At 67.7% G+C, this 24,781-nt stretch carries 22 protein-coding genes; 15 read left to right on the top strand and 7 right to left on the bottom strand.

Features of this window, described 5'->3' with window-relative positions; genetic code table 11:
• Position 1: 1 nt before the first annotated feature.
• The 11 genes from mraY to AAG895_RS15435 all read left to right on the top strand — a co-directional run bounded on the left by mraY (position 2) and on the right by AAG895_RS15435 (position 11,810).
• Positions 2-1,090 carry a phospho-N-acetylmuramoyl-pentapeptide-transferase gene (mraY, locus tag AAG895_RS15485; protein WP_345792882.1) on the top strand — a complete coding sequence of 363 codons (1,089 nt, stop codon included), beginning with the start codon at positions 2-4 and terminating at the stop codon, positions 1,088-1,090.
• Positions 1,087-2,487 (top strand): UDP-N-acetylmuramoyl-L-alanine--D-glutamate ligase, encoded by a 1,401-nt coding sequence (gene murD, locus AAG895_RS15480; RefSeq protein WP_345792881.1) that lies wholly within the window; start codon positions 1,087-1,089, stop codon positions 2,485-2,487. Before mraY ends, murD begins: the two co-directional genes overlap by 4 nt.
• Positions 2,484-3,713 (top strand): putative lipid II flippase FtsW, encoded by a 1,230-nt coding sequence (gene ftsW, locus AAG895_RS15475; RefSeq protein WP_345792880.1) that lies wholly within the window; start codon positions 2,484-2,486, stop codon positions 3,711-3,713. The genes murD and ftsW overlap by 4 nt, the downstream gene beginning before the upstream one ends.
• On the top strand, positions 3,710-4,780 hold the full coding sequence (gene murG / locus AAG895_RS15470; protein WP_345792879.1) for an undecaprenyldiphospho-muramoylpentapeptide beta-N-acetylglucosaminyltransferase: 1,071 nt from the start codon (positions 3,710-3,712) through the stop codon (positions 4,778-4,780). Before ftsW ends, murG begins: the two co-directional genes overlap by 4 nt.
• Positions 4,777-6,192, top strand: coding sequence for a UDP-N-acetylmuramate--L-alanine ligase (gene murC, locus AAG895_RS15465; RefSeq protein WP_345792878.1), 1,416 nt, complete (start codon positions 4,777-4,779; stop codon positions 6,190-6,192). Before murG ends, murC begins: the two co-directional genes overlap by 4 nt.
• On the top strand, positions 6,189-7,103 hold the full coding sequence (locus AAG895_RS15460; protein ID WP_345792877.1) for a D-alanine--D-alanine ligase: 915 nt from the start codon (positions 6,189-6,191) through the stop codon (positions 7,101-7,103). Before murC ends, AAG895_RS15460 begins: the two co-directional genes overlap by 4 nt.
• Positions 7,096-7,959 carry a cell division protein FtsQ/DivIB gene (locus AAG895_RS15455; protein ID WP_345792876.1) on the top strand — a complete coding sequence of 288 codons (864 nt, stop codon included), beginning with the start codon at positions 7,096-7,098 and terminating at the stop codon, positions 7,957-7,959. Before AAG895_RS15460 ends, AAG895_RS15455 begins: the two co-directional genes overlap by 8 nt.
• Positions 7,956-9,185, top strand: coding sequence for a cell division protein FtsA (gene ftsA / locus AAG895_RS15450; RefSeq protein ID WP_345792875.1), 1,230 nt, complete (start codon positions 7,956-7,958; stop codon positions 9,183-9,185). The genes AAG895_RS15455 and ftsA overlap by 4 nt, the downstream gene beginning before the upstream one ends.
• 141 nt (positions 9,186-9,326) lie before the next feature.
• Positions 9,327-10,472 carry a cell division protein FtsZ gene (gene ftsZ / locus AAG895_RS15445; RefSeq protein WP_345792874.1) on the top strand — a complete coding sequence of 382 codons (1,146 nt, stop codon included), beginning with the start codon at positions 9,327-9,329 and terminating at the stop codon, positions 10,470-10,472.
• A gap of 173 nt (positions 10,473-10,645) precedes the next feature.
• Positions 10,646-11,572, top strand: a complete 927-nt coding sequence (gene lpxC / locus AAG895_RS15440; RefSeq protein ID WP_345792873.1) for a UDP-3-O-acyl-N-acetylglucosamine deacetylase — start codon at positions 10,646-10,648, stop codon at positions 11,570-11,572.
• Between the two features lie 49 nt (positions 11,573-11,621).
• Positions 11,622-11,810 (top strand): hypothetical protein, encoded by a 189-nt coding sequence (locus AAG895_RS15435; protein WP_345792872.1) that lies wholly within the window; start codon positions 11,622-11,624, stop codon positions 11,808-11,810.
• A 16-nt stretch (positions 11,811-11,826) separates the two neighbouring features.
• Here the strand turns inward: AAG895_RS15435 and AAG895_RS15430 are convergent, their stop codons facing one another.
• Positions 11,827-12,258, bottom strand: a complete 432-nt coding sequence (locus AAG895_RS15430) for a DUF721 domain-containing protein (RefSeq protein WP_345792871.1) — start codon at positions 12,256-12,258, stop codon at positions 11,827-11,829.
• An 84-nt stretch (positions 12,259-12,342) separates the two neighbouring features.
• On the opposite strand from AAG895_RS15430, the gene secA reads away from it, so the two are divergent.
• Together secA and argJ are read left to right on the top strand one after the other, a co-directional pair.
• Entirely contained in the window at positions 12,343-15,081 is a 2,739-nt protein-coding gene (gene secA, locus AAG895_RS15425) for a preprotein translocase subunit SecA (protein ID WP_345792870.1), read from the top strand.
• 23 nt (positions 15,082-15,104) lie between these two features.
• Positions 15,105-16,343, top strand: coding sequence for a bifunctional glutamate N-acetyltransferase/amino-acid acetyltransferase ArgJ (argJ, locus tag AAG895_RS15420; protein WP_345792869.1), 1,239 nt, complete (start codon positions 15,105-15,107; stop codon positions 16,341-16,343).
• A gap of 96 nt (positions 16,344-16,439) precedes the next feature.
• Here the strand turns inward: argJ and apaG are convergent, their stop codons facing one another.
• On the bottom strand, positions 16,440-16,823 hold the full coding sequence (gene apaG, locus AAG895_RS15415; protein ID WP_345792868.1) for a Co2+/Mg2+ efflux protein ApaG: 384 nt from the start codon (positions 16,821-16,823) through the stop codon (positions 16,440-16,442).
• A gap of 67 nt (positions 16,824-16,890) precedes the next feature.
• Here apaG and purB point away from each other — a divergent pair, with 67 nt between their 5' ends.
• The gene (gene purB / locus AAG895_RS15410) at positions 16,891-18,267 is read left to right on the top strand and encodes an adenylosuccinate lyase (protein WP_345792867.1); all 1,377 of its coding nucleotides are present in this window, start codon (positions 16,891-16,893) and stop codon (positions 18,265-18,267) included.
• A 173-nt stretch (positions 18,268-18,440) separates the two neighbouring features.
• On the top strand, positions 18,441-18,758 hold the full coding sequence (locus AAG895_RS15405) for a DUF2322 family protein (protein ID WP_345792866.1): 318 nt from the start codon (positions 18,441-18,443) through the stop codon (positions 18,756-18,758).
• Between the two features lie 354 nt (positions 18,759-19,112).
• On the opposite strand, the gene secF is transcribed toward AAG895_RS15405, so the two are convergent.
• The 5 genes from secF to queA all read right to left on the bottom strand — a co-directional run bounded on the left by secF (position 19,113) and on the right by queA (position 24,682).
• Positions 19,113-20,045 carry a protein translocase subunit SecF gene (gene secF / locus AAG895_RS15400; RefSeq protein ID WP_345792865.1) on the bottom strand — a complete coding sequence of 311 codons (933 nt, stop codon included), beginning with the start codon at positions 20,043-20,045 and terminating at the stop codon, positions 19,113-19,115.
• A 27-nt stretch (positions 20,046-20,072) separates the two neighbouring features.
• A complete protein-coding gene (gene secD, locus AAG895_RS15395) occupies positions 20,073-21,938 on the bottom strand; it encodes a protein translocase subunit SecD (RefSeq protein WP_345792864.1) in 1,866 nt (621 codons plus the stop codon).
• A gap of 144 nt (positions 21,939-22,082) precedes the next feature.
• The gene (yajC, locus tag AAG895_RS15390) at positions 22,083-22,409 is read right to left on the bottom strand and encodes a preprotein translocase subunit YajC (protein WP_345792863.1); all 327 of its coding nucleotides are present in this window, start codon (positions 22,407-22,409) and stop codon (positions 22,083-22,085) included.
• A 94-nt stretch (positions 22,410-22,503) separates the two neighbouring features.
• Positions 22,504-23,616 carry a tRNA guanosine(34) transglycosylase Tgt gene (gene tgt / locus AAG895_RS15385; protein WP_345792862.1) on the bottom strand — a complete coding sequence of 371 codons (1,113 nt, stop codon included), beginning with the start codon at positions 23,614-23,616 and terminating at the stop codon, positions 22,504-22,506.
• Positions 23,606-24,682 carry a tRNA preQ1(34) S-adenosylmethionine ribosyltransferase-isomerase QueA gene (queA, locus tag AAG895_RS15380; protein WP_345792861.1) on the bottom strand — a complete coding sequence of 359 codons (1,077 nt, stop codon included), beginning with the start codon at positions 24,680-24,682 and terminating at the stop codon, positions 23,606-23,608. Before queA ends, tgt begins: the two co-directional genes overlap by 11 nt.
• Between the last annotated feature and the right edge of the window lie 99 nt (positions 24,683-24,781).

Genomic DNA, 24,781 nt, shown 5'->3' with positions numbered 1-24,781 from the left:
CATGCTGTTGGAACTTGCTCTCTGGCTCGGCCAGGACATTCGTGGCTTCAACGTCTTCGGCTACATCACGCTGCGGACGGTGCTCGCCGCCCTCACCGCGCTGGCGATCTCGCTGATCGCCGGCCCCGCGGTCATCCGCTGGCTCGCCGCCAAGAAGATCGGTCAGGCGGTGCGCGACGATGGTCCCAAGTCGCACCTCACCAAGGCCGGCACGCCGACCATGGGCGGCGCGCTGATCCTGATCGCGATCGGCGTCACCATCCTGCTGTGGGGTGATCTCCGCAACGACTACGTGTGGGTGACCCTGCTCGTTACCGTGGGCTTTGGCGCGGTGGGCTGGGTCGATGACTGGCGCAAGGTCGTGCATCGCGATCCGAAGGGGCTGGCGAGTCGCTGGAAGTACCTGTGGACCTCGGCGATCGCGCTCGCGGCGGCGATCTATCTGGGTTTCACCGCGAGCACGCCGGCCGAGACCGAGCTGATCGTGCCCTTCTTCAAGGCCGTGGCCTATCCGCTGGGCATCTTCGGCTTCATCGCGCTGACCTATTTCGTCATCAACGGCACCAGCCACGCGGTGAACCTCACCGACGGCCTCGACGGCCTGGCGATCATGCCGACGGTGATGGTGGCCGGGGCACTGGCGATCTTCGCCTACGTCGCCGGTCACGTGGGCTTCTCGAAGTACCTCGGCGTGCCCTATGTCGCCGGCGCGGGCGAGCTGGCGGTGTTCTGCGGCGCGATCTGCGGCGCCGGCCTCGGTTTTCTGTGGTTCAACGCCTATCCGGCCGAGGTCTTCATGGGCGACGTCGGTGCGCTCGCGCTCGGCGCCGCGCTCGGCACGATCGCCGTCATCGTGCGCCAGGAGATCGTGCTCTTCATCATGGGCGGCCTGTTCGTCGCCGAGACCCTGTCGGTGATGGTTCAGGTGCTGTACTTCAAGGCCACCGGCGGCAAACGCATCTTCCGCATGGCGCCGCTGCACCATCACTACGAACTCGGCGGCTGGAAGGAGACGCAGGTCGTGGTCCGTTTCTGGATCATCACCATCATGCTGGTGCTGTTCGGGCTGTCGACGCTGAAACTGCGATGAGCGCACTGACCGGAAAACACGTCCTCGTTCTCGGGCTCGGCGAGTCGGGCCTGGCCATGGCGCGCTGGTGCGCATTGCGCGGTGCGCGCGTGCGCGTCGCCGACAGCCGCTCCAACCCACCCGGGCTGGATGCGCTGCGTGCGGACGCGCCGCTCGCCGAGCTCGTCGCCGGCAGCTTCGGTGCCGAGGTGCTCGAGGGCGTCGAGCTGGTGGCGCTCAGCCCCGGGCTCGATCCGCGCGTCGGCATCGCCGCCGAGGCGCGCCGGCGCGGCCTGCAGATCACGGGCGAGATGAGCCTGCTCGCCCAGGCGCTCGACGAGCTTGGCGTACGCGCGAACACGCGCATCCTGGCCATCACCGGCACCAACGGCAAGACCACCACCACCGCGCTCACCGCCGCGCTCGCGCAGTCGGCCGGCGTGGATGCGGTCGCCGCCGGCAACATCAGCCCTGCGGCCCTCGACGTGCTCATGGAGCGTCTCGAGATTGGCGCCGAGCTGCCCGCTTGCTGGGTGCTCGAGCTCTCCAGTTTCCAGATCGAGACCATGCGCGGGCTCGATGCCGCGGCAGCGACCGTGCTCAACGTGACCGACGACCATCTCGATCGCTACGCAGACCTCGCCGAGTACGCCGCCACCAAGGCGGCGATCTTCCAGGGCGACGGTGTGCAGGTGCTGAACCGCGACGATCCGCGCGTGGCGGCGATGGCGCTGCCGGGTCGGTCCATCATCCGTTTCGGTACCTCTCAGCCCGCCGGCCCGCACGACTACGGCCTCGTCGACGCCGAGGGCGGGACCTGGCTGATGCGCGGCGACGAGCGCCTGCTCGCGCTTGCCGAGCTGCCGCTTGCCGGCCGCCACAACGCCGCCAACGCGCTGGCGGCGCTGGCGCTGTGCGAGGGCGGCCTGGGGATCCAGCCGCGTCGTCTGATCAATGGGCTGCTCGCCTTCCGCGGTCTGCCGCACCGTGTCGAACTGGTCGCCGAGCGCGTGGATGGCGTCCGCTTTTACGACGACTCGAAGGGCACCAACGTCGGCGCGACGGTGGCGGCGCTCGACGGCATGGATTGCCCGGTGGTCCTGATCGCCGGTGGCGACGGCAAGGGCCAGGATTTCTCGCCGCTCGCCGAGGCGTTCGCGCGCAAGGCACGCGCCGTCGTGCTCATCGGGCGCGACGCCCAGCGCATCGAGGCGGTGGCTGCCGGTCGTGGCGTCGTGCTCGAGCATGCCGCCGATCTCGACGCCGCGGTCCTGCGCGCGAATGCCCTCGCCCGGCCGGGCGATGCGGTGCTGCTGTCGCCCGCCTGCGCCAGCCTCGACATGTTCCGCAACTACGCCCATCGCGCCGAAGTCTTCGTCGCCGCCGTGTGCAGGCTGGCGGAGGTGACGCCGCGATGAAGCTTGCCAGCACGCTGTCCGGCCTGTTCCATCGCGCCGAGCGCAAGGCCGACCCCGCACGCGCCGCCGCCGACCGGCTCGCGCGCCAGTCCGCGCCGGCGCGAGAGCTCGACCTGGTGCTGATCTGGTCGGCGGTCGGCCTGCTGCTGCTCGGCCTGGTGATGGTGTACTCGGCCTCCATCGCGATCGCCGAGGGCAGCCGCTTCACCGGCTACCAGTCGCACTACTTCCTGATGCGGCACGCGATCTTCCTCGCGATCGGCATCGGTCTCGGCCTGGTGTGCTTCCAATTCCCGATGGCACGCTGGCAGCAGCTGGCACCTGCGCTGTTCGTCGCCGGCGTGGTCCTGCTTGTCGTCGTGCTGATCCCCGGCGTGGGCCGCGAGGTCAATGGCGCGCAGCGCTGGTTGTCGCTCGGCCCGGTCAACCTGCAGCCCTCCGAGCTGATGAAGATCTTCGCCGCCCTCTACGCCGCCGATTACACCGTGCGCAAGCTCGACGTCATGGGCAGCTTCGTGAAGGGTTTCGTGCCGATGATGGCGGTGATCCTGCTCGTCGGCTTCCTGCTGCTGCGCGAGCCCGACTTCGGCGCCTTCGTCGTGATCACCACGATCGCCTTCGGCGTGCTCTTCCTCGGCGGCGTGAACGTGCGCGTGTTCGTCCTGCTGGCGGTGGTGGCCGTGATCGGCTTCGTGATCCTGATCTGGACCTCGCCCTACCGCCGCGATCGCATCTTCGGCTTCATGGACCCGTGGCAGGACGCCTTCGGCAAGGGCTACCAGCTCTCGCATTCGCTGATCGCGTTCGGGCGCGGGGAGTGGTTCGGCGTCGGCCTTGGCGGCAGCGTGGAAAAACTCTTCTACCTGCCCGAGGCGCACACCGACTTCCTGCTCGCGGTGATCGCCGAGGAACTCGGCTTCGTCGGCGTGATGACGGTGGTGATCCTGTTCGCGCTCGTGGTACAGCGCGCCTTCCTCATCGGGCGCGAGGCGATCAAGCTCGAGCGCTATTTCTCCGGCCTGGTCGCCCAGGGCATCGGGCTGTGGATCGGCATCCAGTCCTTCATCAACATGGGCGTCAACATGGGCCTGCTGCCCACCAAGGGCCTGACCTTGCCGCTGATGAGCTTCGGCGGCTCGGGGATCGTCGCCAACTGCATCGCGCTCGGCATCCTGCTTCGTGTGGACTGGGAGAACCGCCAGCTCATGCGGGGAGGGCGGACATGAAGACGCTGATGGTGATGGCCGGCGGCACAGGCGGCCACATCTTCCCCGGCATCGCGGTGGCCGAGGAACTGCGCGCCAAGGGCTGGCGCATCGTGTGGATGGGCAACCCCGAGGGCATGGAGGCGCGCATCGTCCCGCAGCGTGGCTACGAGACCGCCTGGGTGCGTTTCGGCGCGTTGCGCGGAAAGGGCCTGCTGCGCAAGCTGCTGCTCCCGGCGAGCCTGATTTCGGGTTTCTGGCAGGCGCTGCGCGCACTGCGCCGGATTCGTCCCGACGTGGTGCTCGGGATGGGCGGCTACATCACCTTCCCCGGCGGCATGATGGCGGCGCTGCTCGGCCGACCGCTCGTGCTGCACGAACAGAATTCGGTGGCCGGGCTCGCCAACCGCGTGCTCGCCAAAGTGGCCGACCGCGTGCTGAGCGGATTCCCCGATGTGCTCGAAGAGGCCGAGTGGATGGGCAACCCGGTGCGCGCAGACATCGCGGCGGTCCCGCCCCCCGCCGAGCGCTACGCCGGCCGCAGCGGTCCGTTGCGCGTGCTGGTGGTCGGCGGCAGCCTGGGTGCCGCGGCCCTGAACGAGACCGTGCCGCAGGCGCTCGCGCGCCTGGGGGCAGACGAACGCCCGCTCGTGGTGCATCAGGCCGGCGAGCGCCAGATCGAGGCGCTGCGCGCGGCGTATGCGCGCGTGCAGGTCGAGGGCGAGCTGCGGCCCTTCATCGACGACATGGCGAGCGCGTACGCCGATGCCGATCTGGTGATCTGTCGCGCCGGTGCGCTGACGGTTGCCGAGCTCGCGGCGGTGGGCGTGGCCAGCCTGCTGGTGCCTTTCCCGCACGCGGTGGATGACCACCAGACCGGCAACGCGCGCTTCCTCGCCGACCGTGGCGGCGCCTACCTGCTGCCCCAGACCGAACTCTCGCCCGCGCGCCTTGCGGGCATCATTTCCAGCCTGGACCGCGGCCGGCTGCTGCAGATGGCCGACAACGCACGGGCGCTCGCCAAGCCGCTGGCCGCGGTGGCGGTCGCCCACGCGTGCGCCGAACTGGCCGGTGGAGACGCGACATGAAGCACAAGGTCAGGAACATTCATTTCGTCGGCATCGGTGGCTCGGGCATGAGCGGCATCGCCGAGGTGCTGGTCAACCAGGGCTATCGCGTGAGCGGCTCCGATCTCGGCGAGAATGCCGCCACCCGCCGCCTGCAGAAGATGGGCGCGCGCGTGATCTGTGGCCACGACGCGACCAACGTTGCCGACGCCGACGTGGTCGTGGTGTCGACGGCGGTAAGGGCCGACAACCCCGAGGTCCTGGCCGCGCGCGAGCGCCATGTCCCGGTGGTGCCGCGCGCGCAGATGCTCGCCGAGCTGATGCGTTTCAAGCATGGCATCGCGATCGCCGGAACCCATGGCAAGACCACTACCACCTCGCTGGTGGCGAGCATCCTCGCCGAGGGCGGCATCGACCCCACCTTCGTCATCGGCGGCCGCCTCAACGCCGCCGGCGCCAATGCGCGTCTGGGCACCGGCGACTACCTGGTCGCCGAGGCGGACGAGTCCGACGCCTCCTTCCTGCTCCTCAATCCGGTCATCTCGGTGGTCACGAACATCGACGCGGACCACATGGACACCTACGGGCACGACTTTGGCCGCGTCAAGCAGGCCTTCGTGGACTTCCTCCAGCGCCTGCCCTTCTACGGCGTCGCGGTGCTGTGCGAGGACGACGCCAACGTGCGCGAGATCATCCCGCAGGTGTCCAAGCAGATCGTGCGTTACGGCCTGTCCGGGAGCGCGAACATCCGCGCCGAGAACGTCCGCGCCGACGGCGGGCGCATGCTGTTCGACTGCGTTCGGGTGAACGGCACGACCTCCAGGCTGTCGGTTACGCTCAACCTGCCCGGCATGCACAACGTGCTCAACGCACTGGCCGCGATCGCGGTCGCCACCGAGGTGCAGGTGCCGGACGCGGCGATCGTCAAGGCGCTCGCCGAATTCAACGGCGTCGGCCGGCGCTTCCAGCGCTACGGCGAGGTGGCGCTGCTCGACCAGGACGGTGACGAGGCCGGCAGCTTCACGCTGGTGGACGACTACGGCCATCACCCGGTGGAGATGGCGGCGACCATCGCCGCCGCGCGCGGCGCCTTCCCCGGTCGCCGTCTCGTGCTCGCGTTCCAGCCCCATCGCTACACGCGCACCCGCGACTGCTTCGAGGACTTCGTGAAGGTGCTGTCGACCGTCGATGCACTGCTGCTGGCCGAGGTTTATGCCGCCGGAGAGACGCCGATCGTCGCCGCCGACGGCCGTTCGCTGGCGCGAGCGATCCGCGTCGTGGGCAAGGTCGAGCCGGTGTTCGTCGAGGACATCGCGGACATGCCGCAGACGATTCTTTCAGCCGCCCGCGAGGGCGACGTGGTGATCACCATGGGGGCGGGCAGCATCGGCGCGGTGCCGGGCAAGCTCGCACGTATCGAGGAAGCAGTGTGAAGACGCGATTTGGCAAGGTTGCGGTGCTCTTCGGCGGTTCGTCTGCCGAGCGCGAAGTGTCGCTGATGTCTGGCAACGCCGTGCTGGCGGCGCTGCAGGCGGCCGGCGTGGACGCTCATGCCTTCGATCCGGCCGAGCGCGACCTGCACATCCTCAAGGAAGACGGCTTCGAGCGCGTGTTCATCGCCCTGCACGGACGGGGTGGCGAGGACGGGACGGTGCAGGGCGCGCTCGAGCTGATGGGCATCCCCTACACCGGGAGCGGGGTGATGGCTTCCGCGCTGTCGATGGACAAGTGGCGCACCAAGATGGTGTGGCTGGCCGCCGGCCTGCCCACGCCGCGCTACGCGATCCTGGAGCAGGGCACGGACTGGAAAGCGGTGGTGGCCGAGCTCGGGCTGCCGATCTTCGTCAAGCCCGCGCACGAGGGCTCGAGCATGGGCGCGACCAAGGTCGTCGAGGCCGCGCAGCTGCAGGCGGCCTGGGAACTGGCCGCGCGCTACGACACGCTGGTGATCGCCGAGGAGTTCATCGCCGGCGCCGAGCTCACCGCGCCCTTCCTCGAGGACCAGGCCTTGCCGCTCGTGCGCATCGTCGCACCCGACGGCAACTACGACTACCAGCACAAGTATTTCACCGACGACACCCGCTACGACTGCCCCTGCGGCCTGCCCGCGCAGCAGGAGGCGGAGCTGCAGGCGATGGTGATGAAGTCGGCGCGCGTGCTCGGCTGCCGCGGCTGGGGGCGTGCCGACCTCATCCTCACCGCGGATGGTCGCCCCTATCTCCTCGAGATGAACACCTCGCCGGGCATGACCGGCCACTCGCTGGTACCGATGTCGGCGCGCGTCGCCGGGATGGACTTCACCGCGCTGTGCTTGACGATCCTCGAAGGAGCCCGCCTTGGCTGACGTGCCTGCGCGCCCCGCCTCCATCCGTTCCGCGCGCCCCGCGGCCGCGGCGGGGCGGGCGCGCAACGGCACCGAGCGCGGCCTGTGGCATCGCCCGGCCTTGTTGAACCTGATCTCCGATCTGCTCACCCTGGCCGCCGCGATGGCGCTGGGCTGGGCGTTGGTGCTGTGGTTCCTGTCGCGTCCGCTGTTCCCGTTGCGCGAGCTCGTGGTGCTCACCAATCCGGCGCAGGTGACCGAGGAGCAGCTCGACTACGCCGCGCGCCTCGCCGTGCGCGGCAACTTCTTCACGGTCGACCTGGAGGCGGTCAAGGCCACCTTCGAGAAGCTGCCCTGGGTGCGCAAGGCCGAGGTGCGGCGGCGCTGGCCCGATGCCCTCGAGCTGCGCCTCGAGGAGCACGATGCGGTCGCGTACTGGACGGTCTCGGAGAGCGGCGACGCGCGCCTGGTGAACCGCCAGGGCGAGGTCTTCATCGCCGCGTCGAATGCCGACATGCCGCAGTTCGACGGACCGCAGGGATCCTCGGGCTGGCTGCTCGCGCGCTACGCCGAATTCTCCGGTCTGTTGCAGCCGCTCGGGGTGCGCTTGGTCGGGCTTGCCCTGTCGGCTCGCGAGGCCTGGCAGCTGCAGCTCGACAACGGCATGACCATCGTGCTCGGACGGGAACAGGAAAAGTCGCCGCTCGTCGAGCGGCTGCAGCGCTTCGTGGCCGTCTGGCCGCGGGTGCAAAGCGAGATCGACATCGAAATCAAGGTCGCGGACCTGCGCTACCCGGGCGGGTTCGCGCTGACGCCGACCGACGCCTCGGTGCTGCAGCAGCCCGTGGCGCCCGCAGGCAGGAAAGGCAAGCAATGAGCAAGGAATACAAGGAATTGATCGTCGGTCTCGACATCGGCACGGCCAAGGTCACCTGCATGGTGGCCGAGGTTCGCCCCGACGGCCGGCTCAACGTCGTCGGTCTCGGCACGCAGCCCACCAACGGGCTCAAGCGCGGCGTGGTGGTGAACATCGAGGCCACGGTCGATGCGATCTCGCGCGTGGTGCAGGAGGTCGAGGTGATGGCCGACTGCAAGATCCACGAGGTGTACACCGGCCTCGCCGGCAGCCACATCAAGAGCTTCAACTCCAGCGGCACGGTCGCGATCAAGGAGAAGGAGGTCTCGCCGATGGACGTCGAGCGCGTGATCGAGGTCGCGCGCGCGATGCCGATCCCCGCAGAACAGCAGATCCTGCACATCCTCACCCAGGAATTCATCATCGATGGCCAGGGTGGCGTGCGCGAGCCGATCGGCATGAGCGGCGTGCGCCTCGAGGTCAAGGTGCACATCGTCACCGGCGCCGTGTCAGCGGCCCAGAACGTGATCAAGTGCGTGCGCCGATGCGGGCTGGAGGTCATGGACCTCAGCCTGCAGCCGCTCGCTTCCAGCCATGCGGTGCTGACCGAGGACGAGAAGGAACTCGGCGTGTGCATGGTCGACATCGGCGGCGGCACCACCGACATCGCGGTGTTCACCCAGGGCGCGATCCGCCACACCGCGGTGATCCCGGTCGCCGGCGACCAGATCACCAACGACATCGCGATGGCCTTGCGCACGCCGACCTCCGAGGCGGAGGAGATCAAGATCCGCCATGGCGTGGCGATGCACCAGATGGCCGATGCGGAGGAGATGATCGAGGTGCCCGGCGTGGGCGACCGGCCGCCGCGCAAGCTGTCGCGCCAGGCGCTGGCCGACGTGATCGAGCCGCGGGTGTCCGAGCTGTTCGAGCTCGTGCAGGCCGAGCTGCGCCGCAGCGGCTATGAGGAGCTGCTGTCCTCGGGCATCGTGCTCACCGGCGGTTCGGCGGTGATGCGCGGCATGGCCGAGCTCGCTGAGGACGTATTCCACATGCCCGCGCGGGTGGGCGCGCCGCAGTACGACGGCGGGCTTGCCGACGTCGTCTGCCAGCCGCGCTACGCGACCGCGATGGGCTTGGTCATGGAGGGCGCCGCGCAGCGGCGCAGGGGGCTTCAGGCGCGCGAGACGCGCAGCGTGAAGCAGGTTTTCGGGCGCATGAAGGCGTGGTTCGAGCGCAATTTCTGAACCCGTCCTCGGGGCGCAATCAATTTGGATGATTGCCGGTTTACCGCAGGCTATTTAGTAGTAGACTGCTGGACTGATACTAGATGCAGGCTGACCGGCGTTCGGTGTTGAGCAGGGCCGTCAAATCAGGAGGCGAGGCAAATGTTTGAAATCGTTGAGAAGGAACCGACCGGGACGGTGATCAAGGTCGTCGGTGTCGGCGGGGCAGGGGGGAACGCGGTCGACCACATGATCCGCGAGGGCGTGAAGGGCGTGCATTTCATCTCGGCCAACACCGATGCCCAGGCGCTCAAGCGCTGCCTGGCGCCGACCAAGGTCCAGCTCGGCAAGACCGGGCTCGGCGCGGGCTCGAAGCCCGAAGCGGGCCGCGCGGCCGCGCAGGAGTCGCGCGATGACATCGCCGCCGCGCTCGAGGGCGCGCACATGGTGTTCATCACCGGCGGCATGGGGGGCGGTACCGGAACGGGCGCGGCCCCCGTGGTCGCCGAGATTGCCAAGGAGATGGGCTTGCTGACCGTTGCCGTGGTGACCAAGCCCTTCGACTTCGAGAACCGCATCCGCGTCGCCGAGAGCGGCATCGAGGAACTCACCCGCCACGTCGACTCCCTGATCGTCGTGCTCAACGACAAACTGCTCGAGGTCTTCGGCGACGACGCCGGCTTCGAGGAGTGCTTCCGCTCGGCCGACAACGTGCTGCGCTCGGCCGTGGGCGGCATCGCCGAGATCATCAACGTGCCCGGTCTGGTCAACGTCGACTTCCAGGACGTGCGTACCGCGATGGCCGAGATGGGCCGCGCGATGATGGGCTCTGCCGAAGCCGCCGGCCTCGACCGCGCACGCATCGCCGCCGAGCAGGCCGCGGTGTCGCCGCTGCTCGAGGGCACCGAACTGTCCGGCGCGCGCTGCGTGCTGATCAACATCACCGCCAGCAAGTCGCTGAAGATGTCGGAAGTGCGCGACGCCGTGAAGACCGTACAGGCCTTCGCCGCGCCGGAAGCCTTCGTCAAGTACGGCACCGTGTTCGACGACACGATGGAAGACCGCATCCGCATCACCGTGGTCGCGACCGGTCTCGGCGCGCCGCGCGCCGCGCGCCAGCCGGTGATGCAGGTGGTCCAGGGCACCGGCACCTACGGCCCGTCGATGGGCGGCGGCAGCGTCGACATGAACAGCCTCGACGTTCCCGCCGTGATGCGCAGCGGGCGTCGGTCGACGGTGGAAGCGATGAGCACGAGCGGCGTCGGCACCTACGACATTCCCGCCTTCCTGCGCCGCCAGGCCGACTGATCGCACTGCTCCGGACCCGCCGGCAGACTGTCGCCTCCAGTCTGCCGGCGGGTTTTTCTTTGCGGTTGCTGCTTTGCAACATTCGCTTGCGCAACAGTCGGCCTGCATTGGCGCGATAGCCTGGGGGTTCGTGGGCTGCGTGCTAAAATGACTGATCTGAAAAGGAAAAGATCATGATCAGGCAGCGCACCCTCAAGTCCATCGTCACGGCCACCGGTGTCGGTCTGCACGGCGGCCGCAAGGTGACCCTGACCCTGCGCCCGGCCGCTCCCGATGCCGGCATCGTTTTCCATCGTGTCGACCTCGATCCGCCGCTCACCCTGGCGGCGGACCCTTACGCCGTGTGCGATACGCGCATGTGCTCCGGTCTCGAGAAGGGGGGACACAAGGTCGGTACCGTCGAGCATCTGATGTCGGCGCTTGCCGGCCTGGGAATCGACAACCTGCATGTCGACGTCGATGCTCCGGAGATCCCGATTCTCGACGGCAGCTCGGCGCCCTTCGTGTTCCTGCTGCAGTCCGCCGGAATCGAGGAGCAGAAGGCGGCAAAGAAATTCCTGCGCGTAAAGAAGCCGGTCGAATATGTCGAAGGCGACAAGTGGGTCAGGCTCGAGCCCCATGACGGCTTCCGCCTGACGTTCTCGATCGTCTTCAACCACCCCGCGATCGACAGCACCTCGACCCAGGTCACGGTCGATTTCGCCGAGCAGTCCTATGTGCGCGACGTCGCGCGTGCGCGCACCTTCGGCTTCATGCAGGACGTCGAGTTCATGCGTGCGAACGGGCTTGCGCTCGGTGGCAGCCTGGAGAACGCGATCGTGATGGACGAGTACCGCGTCCTCAACGCCGAGGGCCTCCGCTACGCCGACGAGTTCGTCAAGCACAAGGTGCTCGATGCGATCGGCGACCTCTACCTGTGCGGACATCCGCTGCTTGCCGCCTATTCGGCGCACAAGGCCGGTCATGCCCTCAACAACCAGATCCTGCGCGTGCTGCTGGAGGACGAAGAGGCGTGGGAGATCGTCACCTTCGACAAGGAGGCGGCCACGCCCGCTGCGGTCTCCCGCCAGTTCGCGCCGCTGGTGTCGGCTTTCGCCTGAGCGCCGCGATGCGTGCCGTTCGCCCATTGCCCGCGAGGCGTGAAGACGCATGCTGATCATGCGCCTGCTCCTGCTGCTTGCGGTCCTGGGCATCGGCGGCTCGGTCATCCTGTATTCGCTGACCGGCAACCCGCGCTACAAGGCCTGGGCCTGGAAGGCCTTCCGCGCCACCGTGGTCGTCCTGTTCGTGTTCCTCGCGGTGTTCGCAATCGAGCGCGTACTGGCGCCGGTCGCCTGACCGGGCGCCTGCGCGCCTAATCCTTGCCGCGTCGGACCAGGCGTTCGAGTGCGGCACGCAAGGGGGCGTCCGCCGGCAGGGTGTCTGCGAAGGCGCGCAGCGTGGCCTTGGCGTCGGCCGAAATATGGCGCTCGGTCGGTGGGCGCCGCCATTCCACCTGCTCCGGAGTTCCGACTTTCACCTTGATCGAGTGAACGGCATGGCCGGCGCGTGCGAGATGCTCGATCACGCTCGGCAGCATCTGGCGCAATCGGACTGCCGCCGCGCCGCCGCGTGCACTGACCACCAGCACGCCGTCCTTGAGGTTGGCGACCTGGCATTGATCCCTCAGCTGCGGCGGCAGGGCGATGTCGAGCGCACGCTGAAGTCGCCGCAGGCGGGCGGCGTGGTCCTGCAGGCGGGCGAGGGCGTCGCCACTGCCGAGAAAGCGCTGAAGCAGCCGGGTCATTTGAGGGTGTGCGAAGCGTCATGGGGTGGTCGGGTGCGCCATGATAAACTCCCGCCTTTGCCGAATCGACGTCGAACCCAAAACATGATCTCCGGCCTGCTCAAGAAAATCTTCGGAAGTCGCAACGACCGCCTCGTCCGTCAGTACATGAATGCCGTGCGCAAGATCAACGCCCTCGAGGGCGAGGTCTCCGCACTGTCCGACGAGGCGTTGCGCGGCAAGACCGTCGAGTTCAAGCAGCGCCTGGCCGCCGGCGAGACGCTCGACGGCATCCTGCCCGAAGCCTTCGCCGTGGTGCGCGAGGCCGGCAAGCGCGTGCATGGCATGCGCCACTTCGACGTTCAGCTCGTCGGCGGCATGGTGCTGCACAACGGCAAGATCGCCGAGATGCGCACCGGCGAGGGCAAGACCCTGGTCGCCACGCTGCCCGCCTATCTCAACGCGCTGTCCGGCAAGGGCGTGCACGTGATCACGGTGAACGACTACCTCGCCAGCCGCGACGCCGAATGGATGGGGCGCATCTACGGCTTCCTCGGTCTCACCACCGGCTGCAACCTGTCGCGCATGACGCACGAGCAGAAGCAGGCAGCCTACGCCGCCGATATCACCTACGGCACCAACAACGAGTTCGGCTTCGACTACCTGCGCGACAATATGGTGTATGCGGTGCATGAGCGCGTGCAGCGCGCGCTCAATTTCGCGATCGTGGACGAGGTGGACTCCATCCTCATCGACGAGGCGCGTACGCCGCTGATCATCTCGGGCCAGGCCGAGGACCACACCGACCTCTACCTGAAGATGAACCAGGTCGCACCCCTGCTCAAGAAGCAGGAAGGCGGCCCCGACGACAAGGAGCTGGTCGGCGAGCCGGGCGACTACACCGTCGACCTCAAGGCGCACCAGGTGCTGCTGACCGAGCAAGGTCACGAGACGGCCGAGCAGCTGCTGGTGCGCATGGGCCTGCTCGCCGAAGGTGCGGGCCTCTACGACCCGGCCAACATCCTGCTGGTGCACCATCTCTATGCAGCGTTGCGCGCACACGCGCTGTATCACAAGGACCAGCAGTACGTGGTGCAGAACGGCGAGGTCGTCATCGTCGACGAATTCACCGGTCGCCTGATGCCCGGGCGGCGCTGGTCGGACGGTCTGCATCAGGCGGTCGAGGCCAAGGAGGGCGTGCGCATCCAGGCCGAGAACCAGACCCTGGCCTCGATCACCTTCCAGAACTACTTCCGCATGTACGGCAAGCTTGCCGGCATGACCGGTACCGCCGACACCGAGGCCTTCGAGTTCAATTCGATCTACGGGCTCGAGACGGTCGTGATCCCGACCAACCGCCCGATGCAGCGCAAGGACGAGAACGACAAGGTCTATCGCACCGCCAAGGAGAAGTGGGACGCGGTCATCGAGGACATCCGCGGCTGCGTCGAGCGCGGCCAGCCGGTGCTGGTGGGCACGACTTCGATCGAGACCAACGAGTTCCTGTCCTCGGTGCTGAAGAAGGCGAAGATCGAGCATCAGGTCCTCAACGCCAAGCAGCACGAGAGCGAGGCGCAGATCGTCGCCCAGGCCGGCCGTCCCGGCATGGTCACCATCGCCACCAACATGGCCGGTCGCGGCACCGACATCGTGCTCGGCGGCAACATCGAGAAGCCGGTCGCGGCCGTGCGCGAGGACGCGAGCCTGTCCGACGCCGACAGGGAAGCGAAGATCACCACGCTGCGCGCCGAATGGCAAAAGGTGCACGATCAGGTGATCGCCAACGGCGGCCTGCACATCATCGGCACCGAACGCCACGAGTCGCGCCGCATCGACAACCAGCTGCGCGGTCGCTCCGGCCGTCAGGGCGATCCGGGCTCGAGCCGCTTCTACCTGTCGCTGGAAGATCCGCTGATGAAGATCTTCGCCGGCGAGCGCCTGAACGCGATCATGGTGCGCCTGAAGATGCCCGAGGGCGAGGCGATCGAGCATGCGATGGTCACCCGCTCGCTCGAGTCGGCGCAGCGCAAGGTCGAGCAGCGCAACTTCGACATCCGCAAGCAGCTCCTCGAGTACGACGACGTCGCCAACGACCAGCGCAAGGTCATCTACCAGCAGCGCAACGAACTGCTCGAGACCGAGGACATCTCCGAGACCATCCGCGCCATGCGCCAGGGCGTACTGCACGACATCTTCCGCCGCTACGTACCGGTCGAGAGCGTCGAGGAGCAGTGGGAGATTCCCGCGCTCGAGCAGGCCTTGCTGTCCGAATGCCAGCTCAGGGTGCCGGTGGGCGAGTGGATCAAGTCCGAACCCAGTCTCGATGACGATGCGATCCTCGAGCGTGTCATCCAGGCAGGCGAGGAAACCTACGCGGCCAAGACCGCCATCGTCGATCCGGCCGCCTGGCACCAGTTCGAGCGCAATGTGATGCTGCAGAGCCTCGACACCCACTGGCGCGAACACCTCGCCGCGCTCGACCACCTGCGCCAGGGCATCCACCTGCGCGGCTATGCGCAGAAGAACCCGAAGCAGGAATACAAGCGCGAGGCCTTCGAGCTTTTCGAGCGCCTGCTCGACACCGTTCGCGCCGACGTCACCAAGGTCCTGATGACCGTGCAGATCCGCACCGAATCTCAGCTCGAGGAGGCGGAGAAGCCGCAGCAGGTCGAGAACGTGCAGTACCAGCACGCCGACTATGACGAGGCGCTGGGCGCGGGCGATGGCGCTGCCGAAGGCGGTGCGCGGCCGCAGGCCAACGCGGGTCCCAAGGTCGGCCGCAACGACCCCTGCCCCTGCGGTTCGGGCAAGAAGTACAAGCACTGCCACGGCAAGTTGAGCTGAGACCACCGCGCACGGAGATTCGCATGGCCGTCAATCTGAACACCCCAAACCCCGCCGATCTGTTGTCCGTCGGGGGCGTCCGCCTCGGCGTCGCCGAGGCGGGCATCCGCAAGGCCAATCGCCGCGACCTGACGGTGATCGAGCTGGCCGAGGGCAGTCGCGCCGCCGGCGTGTTCACCCGCAACCGCTTCTGCGCGGCGCCGGTTCAGGTCTGCAAGGAGCATCTGGCCGCAGGCGGCATCCGCGCGCTGGTGATCAACACCGGCGTCGCCAACGCGGGTACCGGCGAACCGGGGCTGGCCAATGCGCGCGCCACGTGCGCCGCGCTCGCCCAGGAGATGGGCCTGAAGGCCGCCCAGGTGCTGCCGTTCTCCACCGGCGTGATTCTCGAGCCGCTGCCGGTGGATCGCCTCGTCACCGGCTTGCCGAAGGCGGTGGCGAACCTGCGGGCGGATGGCTGGTTCGACGCGGCGCACGCGATCATGACCACCGACACGCTGGCCAAGGCGGTGTCCAGGCAGGTGGAGATCGGCGGTACGACCGTGACGCTGACCGGCATCAGCAAGGGCGCCGGCATGATCAGGCCGAACATGGCGACCATGCTCGGCTTCCTTGCCTGCGATGCGGCGGTTGCCCAGGCATTGCTGGACGGCCTGGTCAAGGAGGCGGCGGACCTGTCCTTCAACAGCATCACGGTAGACGGCGACACCTCCACCAACGACTCCTTCATCCTCATCGCCACCGGCGCGGCCGGCAACGCCGAGATCACCGACGCCGCCAGCGCCGACTATAAGGCGCTGCGCGATGCCGTGGTCGAGGTGTCGATCGCGCTCGCCCAGGCCATCGTGCGCGACGGCGAGGGCGCGACCAAGTTCATGGCCATCGCGGTGGAAGGTGGGCAGGATCGCGACGAATGCCGCAAGGTCGCCTATGCGGTTGCGCATTCGCCGCTGGTGAAGACCGCGTTCTTCGCATCCGACCCGAACCTCGGCCGCATCCTCGCCGCGATCGGCTATGCGGGAATCGACGATCTCGACGTCTCGAGGCTGCGCGTGTGGCTGGGCAATCCGGACGAGTCGGTGCTGGTCGCCGAGCATGGCGGACGCGCAGCGAGCTACCGCGAGGAGGCGGGCTCGCGGATCATGAAGCACGCCGAGCTGACGGTTCGCATCGATCTCGCGCGCGGCGCGGCGGCGGCCACCGTGTGGACCTGCGACTTCTCCTACGACTACGTGAAGATCAACGCCGACTACCGCTCCTGAGGTCCTCGCGCTGCGTCGCGATGCGCAGCAATCGCCCCGACATAACCGGCGCCCGCCCCGCAAGGCCGCGCCGGTTTGCTTTATGCGGGAAGGCGATCAGTGCAGCACACGCGGTGCGGCAAGCATGAACGGCGCGATGCTGGCCTCGAAGCGATGGTCGTCGGCTGCCACCATCTGGTAGCTGCCATGCATGGTGCCGACCGGCGTCGCAAGCACGCAGCCGCTGGTATAGCGGAACGTCTCTCCCGGCGCGAGCAGGGGCTTCTCGCCGATCACGCCCTGTCCATGCACCTCCTGGGTCTTGTCGTTCCCGTCGGTGATGATCCAGTGCCGCGCAAGCAGCTGCGCGGGTACCGTGCCGGTGTTGCGGATGGTGATGTGGTAGGCGAACACGTAGTGGTCGTCTTCGGGGCGGGACTGCTCGGCGACGTACTCGGCGATCGCCGTGACTTCGATCTGGTAGCGCTCGGAGGAGGACACGGTCTTTTGTTCTCGGTCTCGGAAGGGGGAGGCGTTAAAATAGCAGCTTTTTCCGGAAGCCCAAGCCATGTCGAACGCCGCACCGTCCCCGCTCACTGCCCTGTCTCCGCTCGATGGTCGCTACCACGGCAAGGTTGCCGGCCTGCGCGCGCATTTCTCGGAGCATGGCCTGATCCGCAATCGGGTCCGCGTCGAAGTCGAATGGCTCAAGGCGCTCGCCGCCGAGCCCGCGCTCGCCGAGATCGCGCCCTTCTCGGCCGCCACCGTGGCCGAGCTCGACGCGGTAGTGACGAGCTTCTCGACCGATGATGGTGAGGCGGTGAAGGCGATCGAGGCCACCACCAACCACGACGTCAAGGCCATGGAGTACTGGCTAAAGAAGCGCCTCGGCCACAACGCCGAGGTGATGAAGGTGTCCGAGTTCATCCACTTCGCCTGCACCTCCGAGGACATCAACAACACCTCGCACGCGCTGATGCTGCAGGAGGGCCGCGACCAGGTTCTGCTGCCCGCGCTCGACGCGGTGATCGCACGCTTCCGCGAGCTCGCGCATGCGCTCGCCGATCTGCCGATGCTGTCGCGCACCCACGGCCAGCCCGCCAGCCCGACCACGCTCGGCAAGGAGATGGCCAACATCGCCGCGCGCCTGATGCGCGCCCGCGCCGCCATCGCCGGTGTCGCCATGTGTGCCAAGTTCAACGGCGCGGTGGGCAACTACAATGCCCACCTGTCCGCCTGGCCCGCGTTCGACTGGGAGGGTTTCAACCGCCGCTTCATCGAATCGCTGGGGCTGAGCTTCAACGCATACACCATCCAGATCGAGCCGCATGACGCCATGGCCGAGCTGTTCGACGCCGTCGCCCGCGGCAACACCATGCTGATCGACGCCTGCCGCGACATCTGGATGTACATCTCGCTCGGCTACTTCAAGCAGAAGCTCAAGGAAGGCGAGGTCGGCTCGTCGACGATGCCGCACAAGGTCAATCCGATCGACTTCGAGAACGCCGAAGGCAACTTCGGCCTCGCCAACGCGGTGCTCAAGCACTTCTCCGAGAAGCTGCCGATCTCGCGCATGCAGCGCGATCTCACCGACTCCACCGTGCTGCGCAACATGGGTGTGGGCTTCGGCTACACCGTGCTCGCGCTCGACAGCTGCCTGCGCGGCCTGGGCAAGCTCGAAGCCGATCCGGCGCGCCTTGCAGCTGACCTCGACGAGTGCTGGGAAGTGCTCGCCGAGCCGGTGCAGACCGTGATGCGCCGCTACGCCATCGCCAACCCCTACGAGCAGCTGAAGGCGATGACGCGCGGCAAGGGCATCACCCGCGAGGCGCTGCAGGACTTCATCCGCAGCCTGGAGATCCCTGCCGAGGCGCGCGAGCACCTGCTGGCGATGACGCCGGCGAGCTACGTCGGCAAGGCGGCCGAGCTGGCGCGCCGCATCTGAGCGCGGACCGTGCGGGGCCAAAAGGCGTCCCGCAGGACTCTCCACGCGTGGGAGCGGGCTTGCCCGCGAACGGTGTCGGCCAAGCGCACACCTTCGCGGGCAGGCCCGCTCCCACGGCGACCGTTTCCCATTCCTGACGCCCGAATGTCGGGCCACTTCCTGGGGCATTGATCATGGCCTTTGCTGACAATCTCAAGACCCTGCCCGGCGTATCCCACCTCGCCGCGCTCAACCTGATCGACGCCGCCGATGCGGTCGTCGCTACCATCGAGAACAAGCCCGGCCAGGCTGGTTCGCTGGCGGTCTACAACCACCTCGCCCAGCTGTATGGCGCGATCAGCCCGGAAGCCGCAAAGAAGGGTCTGGATCTCTACGCCGAGCACACCGACGACGCCCGCGCCAACCCCGGCAAGCATCCCAACATCGACCGCCTGATCGGCCTCATCGAGCGCGGCGAGACGCTCAAGGTGAAGCAGGTTTTTGCGGTTTGAACGTCCGTCAAGCGAGGTTGTGGGGCCGGGGTAGGCGGCGCCAACTTCAAGAGCGCCGAGGAGGACGACCACTCGGGGGAAACAAGGCGACGCATGTTTGAGGCGCGCAGCGCCGAGTTTGCGTCGCCGCCCCCGAGCGGTTGTCCTCCGAGGGAAGCCGAAGGCCGCGAATGCAGGCGACGACGACTGCCCCGGCACCACAACCGGACCGCAGCCGCTCTAAGCCTTCGGCAGCCTAAAGAATGGGCTGCCCGGGCTTCTCCCGACACGGGCTTGCAGCCTCTGCGCGTCTGCCTGGCTTGAAAAGACAAAGGCGCCCGCAGGCGCCTTTGTCGTATCCGGAAGACCGCAGCCTCAGACCACCGCCTCTTCCTTCTCCTTCTTCGGCTTGATGAACTGCTCGCGCGATACGCCGAGCCACATCACCAGCGGGCTCGCCACCAGCACAGAGGAATAGATGCCGAAGCAGATGCCGATCGTGAGCGCGAGCGCGAAGTAGTACAGCGTCTCGCCGCCGAAGATCAGCATCGACAGCACCATCACCTGCGTGCTGCCGTGGGTGATCACGGTACGCGAGATCGTCTGCGTGATCGCATGGTCCAGCACCTGCGGCGTGGTCATGTTGCGCTTCTTCTTGAAGGTCTCGCGCACGCGGTCGAAGACCACCACCGACTCGTTCACGGAGTAGCCGAGCACCGCCAGCACCGCTGCCAGCACGGGCAGCGAGAACTCCCACTGGAAGAATGCGAAGAAGCCCAGGATGATGATCACGTCGTGGAGGTTGGCGATGATCGCAGAGATGGCGAAACGCCATTCGAAGCGCAGCGCGAGGTAGATCATGATGCCCACGATCACCAGCAGCAGCGCCATGGCGCCATCGGTGGCGAGCTCCTTGCCCACCTGCGGGCCGACGAATTCCACCCGGCGCAGCTCGGGGGCAGGGCCGCCGACCTGCTGCAGCGTCTTCATCACCGTCTCGGAGATGCGCGAGGTCTCGAGGTCCTCGCGGTTGGGCAGGCGGATCAGCAGGTCGCGGGCGCTGCCGAAGTTCTGCACCTGGGCGTCCGGATAGCCGCTGCTGGCCAGCGCGCCGCGGATCGGCTCGAGTTGCGGGGCCTCGGCGTAGCTGACCTCGACCAGCGTGCCGCCGGTGAACTCCACCGACAGATGCAGGCCGCGGGTGGCGAGGAAGAACACCGCCAGCACGAAGGTGAGCAACGAGATGACGTTGAACACCAGCGCGTGGCGCATGAACGGGATGTCTTTCTTGATGCGGAAGAATTCCATGGTCGTGTTTCCTGTTCGTTCGTCCGCTTACTTCGACTGCGGCTTCCACACCTGGCCGATCGACAGGCTGTCGACCTTGCGGCGGCGGCCGTAGATGAAGTTGACCAGCATCCGCGACACCAGGATCGCGCTGAACATCGAGGTGAGGATGCCCAGGCAGTGCACCACCGCGAAGCCGCGCACCGGGCCGGAGCCGAACACCAGCAGCGCGATGCCGGCGATCAGGGTGGTGATGTTCGAGTCGAGGATGGTGTCCCAGGCGCGGTCGTAGCCGGCCGCGATCGCCGCCTGCGGGCTGGCGCCGTTGCGCAGTTCCTCGCGGATGCGCTCGTTGATCAGCACGTTGGCGTCGATCGCCATGCCGAGCGTGAGCGCCATCGCGGCGATGCCGGGCAGGGTCAGCGTGGCCTGCAGCAACGACAGCAGCGCCACCAGCAGCAGCAGGTTGGCGGCGAGCGCGATCGACGACACCAGGCCGAACAGCAGGTAGTAGGCGCACATGAACGCGACGATGGCGAGGAAGCCCCACAGCGTCGAGTCGAAGCCCTTCTGGATGTTCTCGGCGCCCAGGCTCGGGCCGACGGTGCGCTCCTCGATGATCTCCATCGGCGCCGCCAGCGATCCGGCGCGCAGCAGCAGCGCGACGTCGTTGGCTTCGACCGTGCTCATGCGACCCGAGATCTGCACGCGTCCGCCACCGATCTCGCTGCGGATGACCGGCGCGGTCACGACCTCGCCCTTGCCCTTCTCGAAGAGCAGGATGGCCATGCGCTTGCCGACGTTCTCGCGCGTGACGTCGCGGAAGATGCGCGCGCCGGCGGCGTCGAGCGTGAGGTGCACCGCGGGCTCGTTGGTCTGGCCGTCGAAGCCGGGCTGGGCGTCGGTGAGGCGGTCGCCGGTGAGCACGACCTGTTTCTTGACCAGCAGGGGCGAGCCGCCGCGCTCGTTGTAGAGCTCGGTGCCGAAGGGCACGTTGCCGGCGAGCGCCTGCTCGATCGCGCCCGGGGTGTCGTCCACCATGCGCACTTCCAGGGTCGCGGTGCGGCCGAGGATGTCCTTGGCCTTGGCCACGTCCTGCACGCCCGGCAGCTGCACGACGATGCGCTCGGCGCCCTGCTGCTGGATCACCGGCTCGGCGACGCCGAGTTCGTTGATGCGGTTGTGGAGGGTGGTGATGTTCTGCTTGATGGCGAAGTCGCGCATGGTCTGCTGCGCCTGCGGCGTCAGCGTGGCGATCAACTTGAGGTCGTCGGCGGCGTCATCGCGGTCGGCGAGCTGCAGGTCGCTGGTCGAGTCCTGGATTGCGCGGCGGCCAGCCTCGCGCTGCTCGGCGTCGCGGAAGCGGATGACGACCGTGTTGCCCTCGCGCGTAATGCCGGCGTGACGGACGCTCTTGTCGCGCATCAGGGTGCGCAGGTCGCCGGTCGTCGAATCGAGGCGCTTGGTCAGCGCGCCCGGCATGTCGACCTCGAGCAGGAAGTGCACCCCGCCGCGCAGGTCGAGGCCGAGGTACATCGGCAGGGCCTGGATCGAGGTCAGCCAGCTCGGCGAAGCCGAAAGCAGGTTGAGCGCGACGACATGGGACGGGTCGGTCGGATCGGGGTTGAAAGCCTGCTCGATGACGTCCTTGGCGCGCAGCTGCGTATCGGTGTCGGCGAAGCGCGCGCGTACGCTGTTGGCGTCCGAGAAGATCCCGGTGTTGTCGATGCCGGCGGCCTTGAGGGCATTGGCGATACGGTCGGTGGTGGCCGCGGGGTCGAGCTTGAGCGTGGCCTTGGCGCTGGACACCTGCACCGCCGGCACCTCGCCGTAGAAATTGGGCAGGGTGTAGATCAGACCCCAGAGCAGCACGAGGCCGATCAGGATGTTCTTCCAGAGAGGGTAGCGATTCATCGTCGGCGGGAGAGTGGGTGGGGCAATGCCCGTTGCGCGCTGTGCCGGCCGGGCCGGCACCGGCATGCCCGTCCGCGGGGGACGGCGCCGATGACACGCAGCGGGCCTGCGGCCTTCCGGGCGCCGGAAGGCCGCGCAGGAGAATCAGAGCGCCTTCAGCGTGCCCTTGGGCAGGACGGTGGCGACGGCCTGCTTCTGCACGGCGACCACGGTGTTGGCGGCGACTTCGACCTGCACGAAGCTGTCGCCGACCTCGGTGACGCGACCGGCGATGCCACCGCCGGTGACGACCTCGTCACCCTTGGCGAGCGCCTCGACCATGGCCTTGTGTTCCTTCGCGCGCTTCATCTGCGGGCGAATCATCAGGAACCACAGCACCACGAACATCAGGATCAGCGGCAGCAGGCCCATCAGGCCTCCGGTGGGGTCGGCGGCGCCAGCGGCCTGGGCGTAGGCATTGGAAATCAGCACGTTGAAACTCCGGTTGGATGAAAAAAGCGATGAAGTATAGCAGCAGCCGGGACAGCGCCCCGGGGCGGGTGAGACGGCGGGCGCGGCGGATGGTTCAGCTCGTACCGGTCGCTCGCTCGCTGCGGAAGCGCTCGATATAGCGGACCAGGTCGCCCGCCGTGATCGCCGCGCGCAGCTCGGCGGTCAGGGTCTGGTAGTAGCGCAGGTTATGCACGGTGTTGAGCATGCTGCCGAGAATCTCTCCGGTGCGATGCAGATGATGCAGGTAGGCGCGGCTGAAGTTGCGGCAGGTGTAGCAGTCGCAGGACGGGTCGAGCGGCCGGGTGTCGGCCTTGTGCACCGCGTTCTTGATCTTGATGTCGCCATAGCGGGTGAACAGCCAGCCGTTGCGCGCGTTGCGGGTCGGCATCACGCAGTCGAACATGTCGATGCCGGCGGCGACGCCCTCCACGATGTCCTCGGGCGTCCCCACCCCCATCAGGTAGCGCGGCTTGTCCTGCGGCAGGCGCGGCGCGGTGTGGGCGAGGATGCGCGCCATGTCTTCCTTGGGCTCGCCCACCGACAGGCCGCCGATGGCGAAACCGTGGAAGCCGATGTCTTCCAGCACGCCCTGCGATTCGTCGCGCAGGTCCTCGTACATGCCGCCCTGCACGATGCCGAACAGCGCATTGGTGTTGCCCAGGCGGTCGAACGCGTCGCGCGAGCGTTTCGCCCAGCGCTGCGACAGTCGCATCGACTTGGCCGCTTCGTCGCGGGTGGCGGGGTAGGGCGTGCATTCGTCGAAGATCATCACGATGTCCGAGTTGAGCACCGTCTGGATCTGCATCGAGATCTCGGGCGTCAGGAAAAGCTTCGCACCGTCGATTGGACTGGCGAATTTCACGCCTTCCTCGCTGATCTTGCGCAGCGCGCCCAGGCTGAACACCTGGAAGCCGCCCGAGTCGGTAAGGATGGGCTTGTCCCAGGCCATGAAGCGGTGCAGGCCTTCGTGCGCGGCGATGATGTCCAGCCCCGGGCGCAACCACAGGTGGAAGGTGTTGCCCAGGCAGATCTGCGCGCCGATGTCGGCGAGCATGGCCGGCGTCATCGCCTTTACGGTGCCGTAGGTGCCGACCGGCATGAAGACCGGGGTCTCGACCACGCCGTGGGCGAGGGTGAGGCGGCCGCGACGGGCGCCGCCGTCGGTGGTGAGGAGTTCAAATTGCATCGTTGAGCTTGTCGTTCTCGGCTTCGTTGCGGCGGGTGATGAACATCGCGTCGCCATAGCTGAAGAAGCGGTAGCGCCGTGCGACCGCATGCGCGTAGGTGCGCCGGATGCTGTCCATGCCGGCGAAGGCCGACACCAGCATCATCAGGGTGGACTTGGGCAGGTGGAAGTTGGTGATCAGCGCGTCGACCACCTGAAAACGGAAGCCGGGCAGGATGAAGATCTCGGTCTCGCCGCTGCCGGCTTCGAGCGGACCTTCCTGTGCCGCCGCTTCGAGCGCGCGCATGCTGGTGGTGCCGACTGCGATCACGCGGCCACCTGCGGCGCGGGTGGCGGCGATGGCGTCCACCGTTTCCTGAGGGATCACGTAGCGCTCGCGGTGCATGCGGTGCTCGCCGAGGTCGTCGACGCGCACCGGCTGGAAGGTGCCGGCGCCGACGTGCAGGGTCAGCCACGCGCATTTCGCACCGCGCTCGGCGATGCGCGCGAGCAGCGCCTCGTCGAAGTGCAGGCCGGCGGTGGGCGCAGCCACCGAACCGGGCTCGCGCGCATACACCGTCTGATAGCGGTTCTCGTCCGCTTCCTCCGCTGCGCGCTGGATGTAGGGGGGCAGCGGCAGCTTGCCGTGACGCTCGAGCAGCGCGAGCAGGTCTTCGCCGGCGGGAAAGCGGAGGTGGAAGAACTCGCCGACGCGCCCGAGCACCTCGACCTCGAAGGCGTCGGCCAGGCGCAGCAGGCTCCCGGTCCTGGGCGACTTGCTCGCGCGTACCTGGGCGAGCGCCTCGTGGGGGCCGACCGCGCGCTCGATGAGCACCTCGATCTGGCCGCCGCTGTCCTTGACGCCGTGCAGGCGGGCGTGGATGACGCGGGTGTCGTTGAACACGAGCAGGTCGCCGGGACCGATGAGGCCAGGCAGGTCGGTGAAGCTGGCGTCAGTGAGGACGGGCGGGCGATCCGCGCAGGGCGTGGTCACCAGCAGCCGGCTGGCCGTGCGCTCGGGCAGGGGGGCCTGGGCGATCAGTTCGCCCGGCAGCGTGTAGTCGAAATCGTCTAGGGTGAGGGACATCTGGGTGTGGCGAGGCGCTGTCTGAATTGGGATGGGGCGTGGGGCGCGCAGTTGCGCCAGCTCGCTTGCCGCGCCGTGGCGTGTTCGTGGATAATGCGC

The sequence above is a fragment of the Thauera sp. JM12B12 genome (assembly GCF_039614725.1).
Classification (GTDB): domain Bacteria; phylum Pseudomonadota; class Gammaproteobacteria; order Burkholderiales; family Rhodocyclaceae; genus Thauera.
This window is presented reverse-complemented; position numbering and strand designations above follow the sequence as displayed.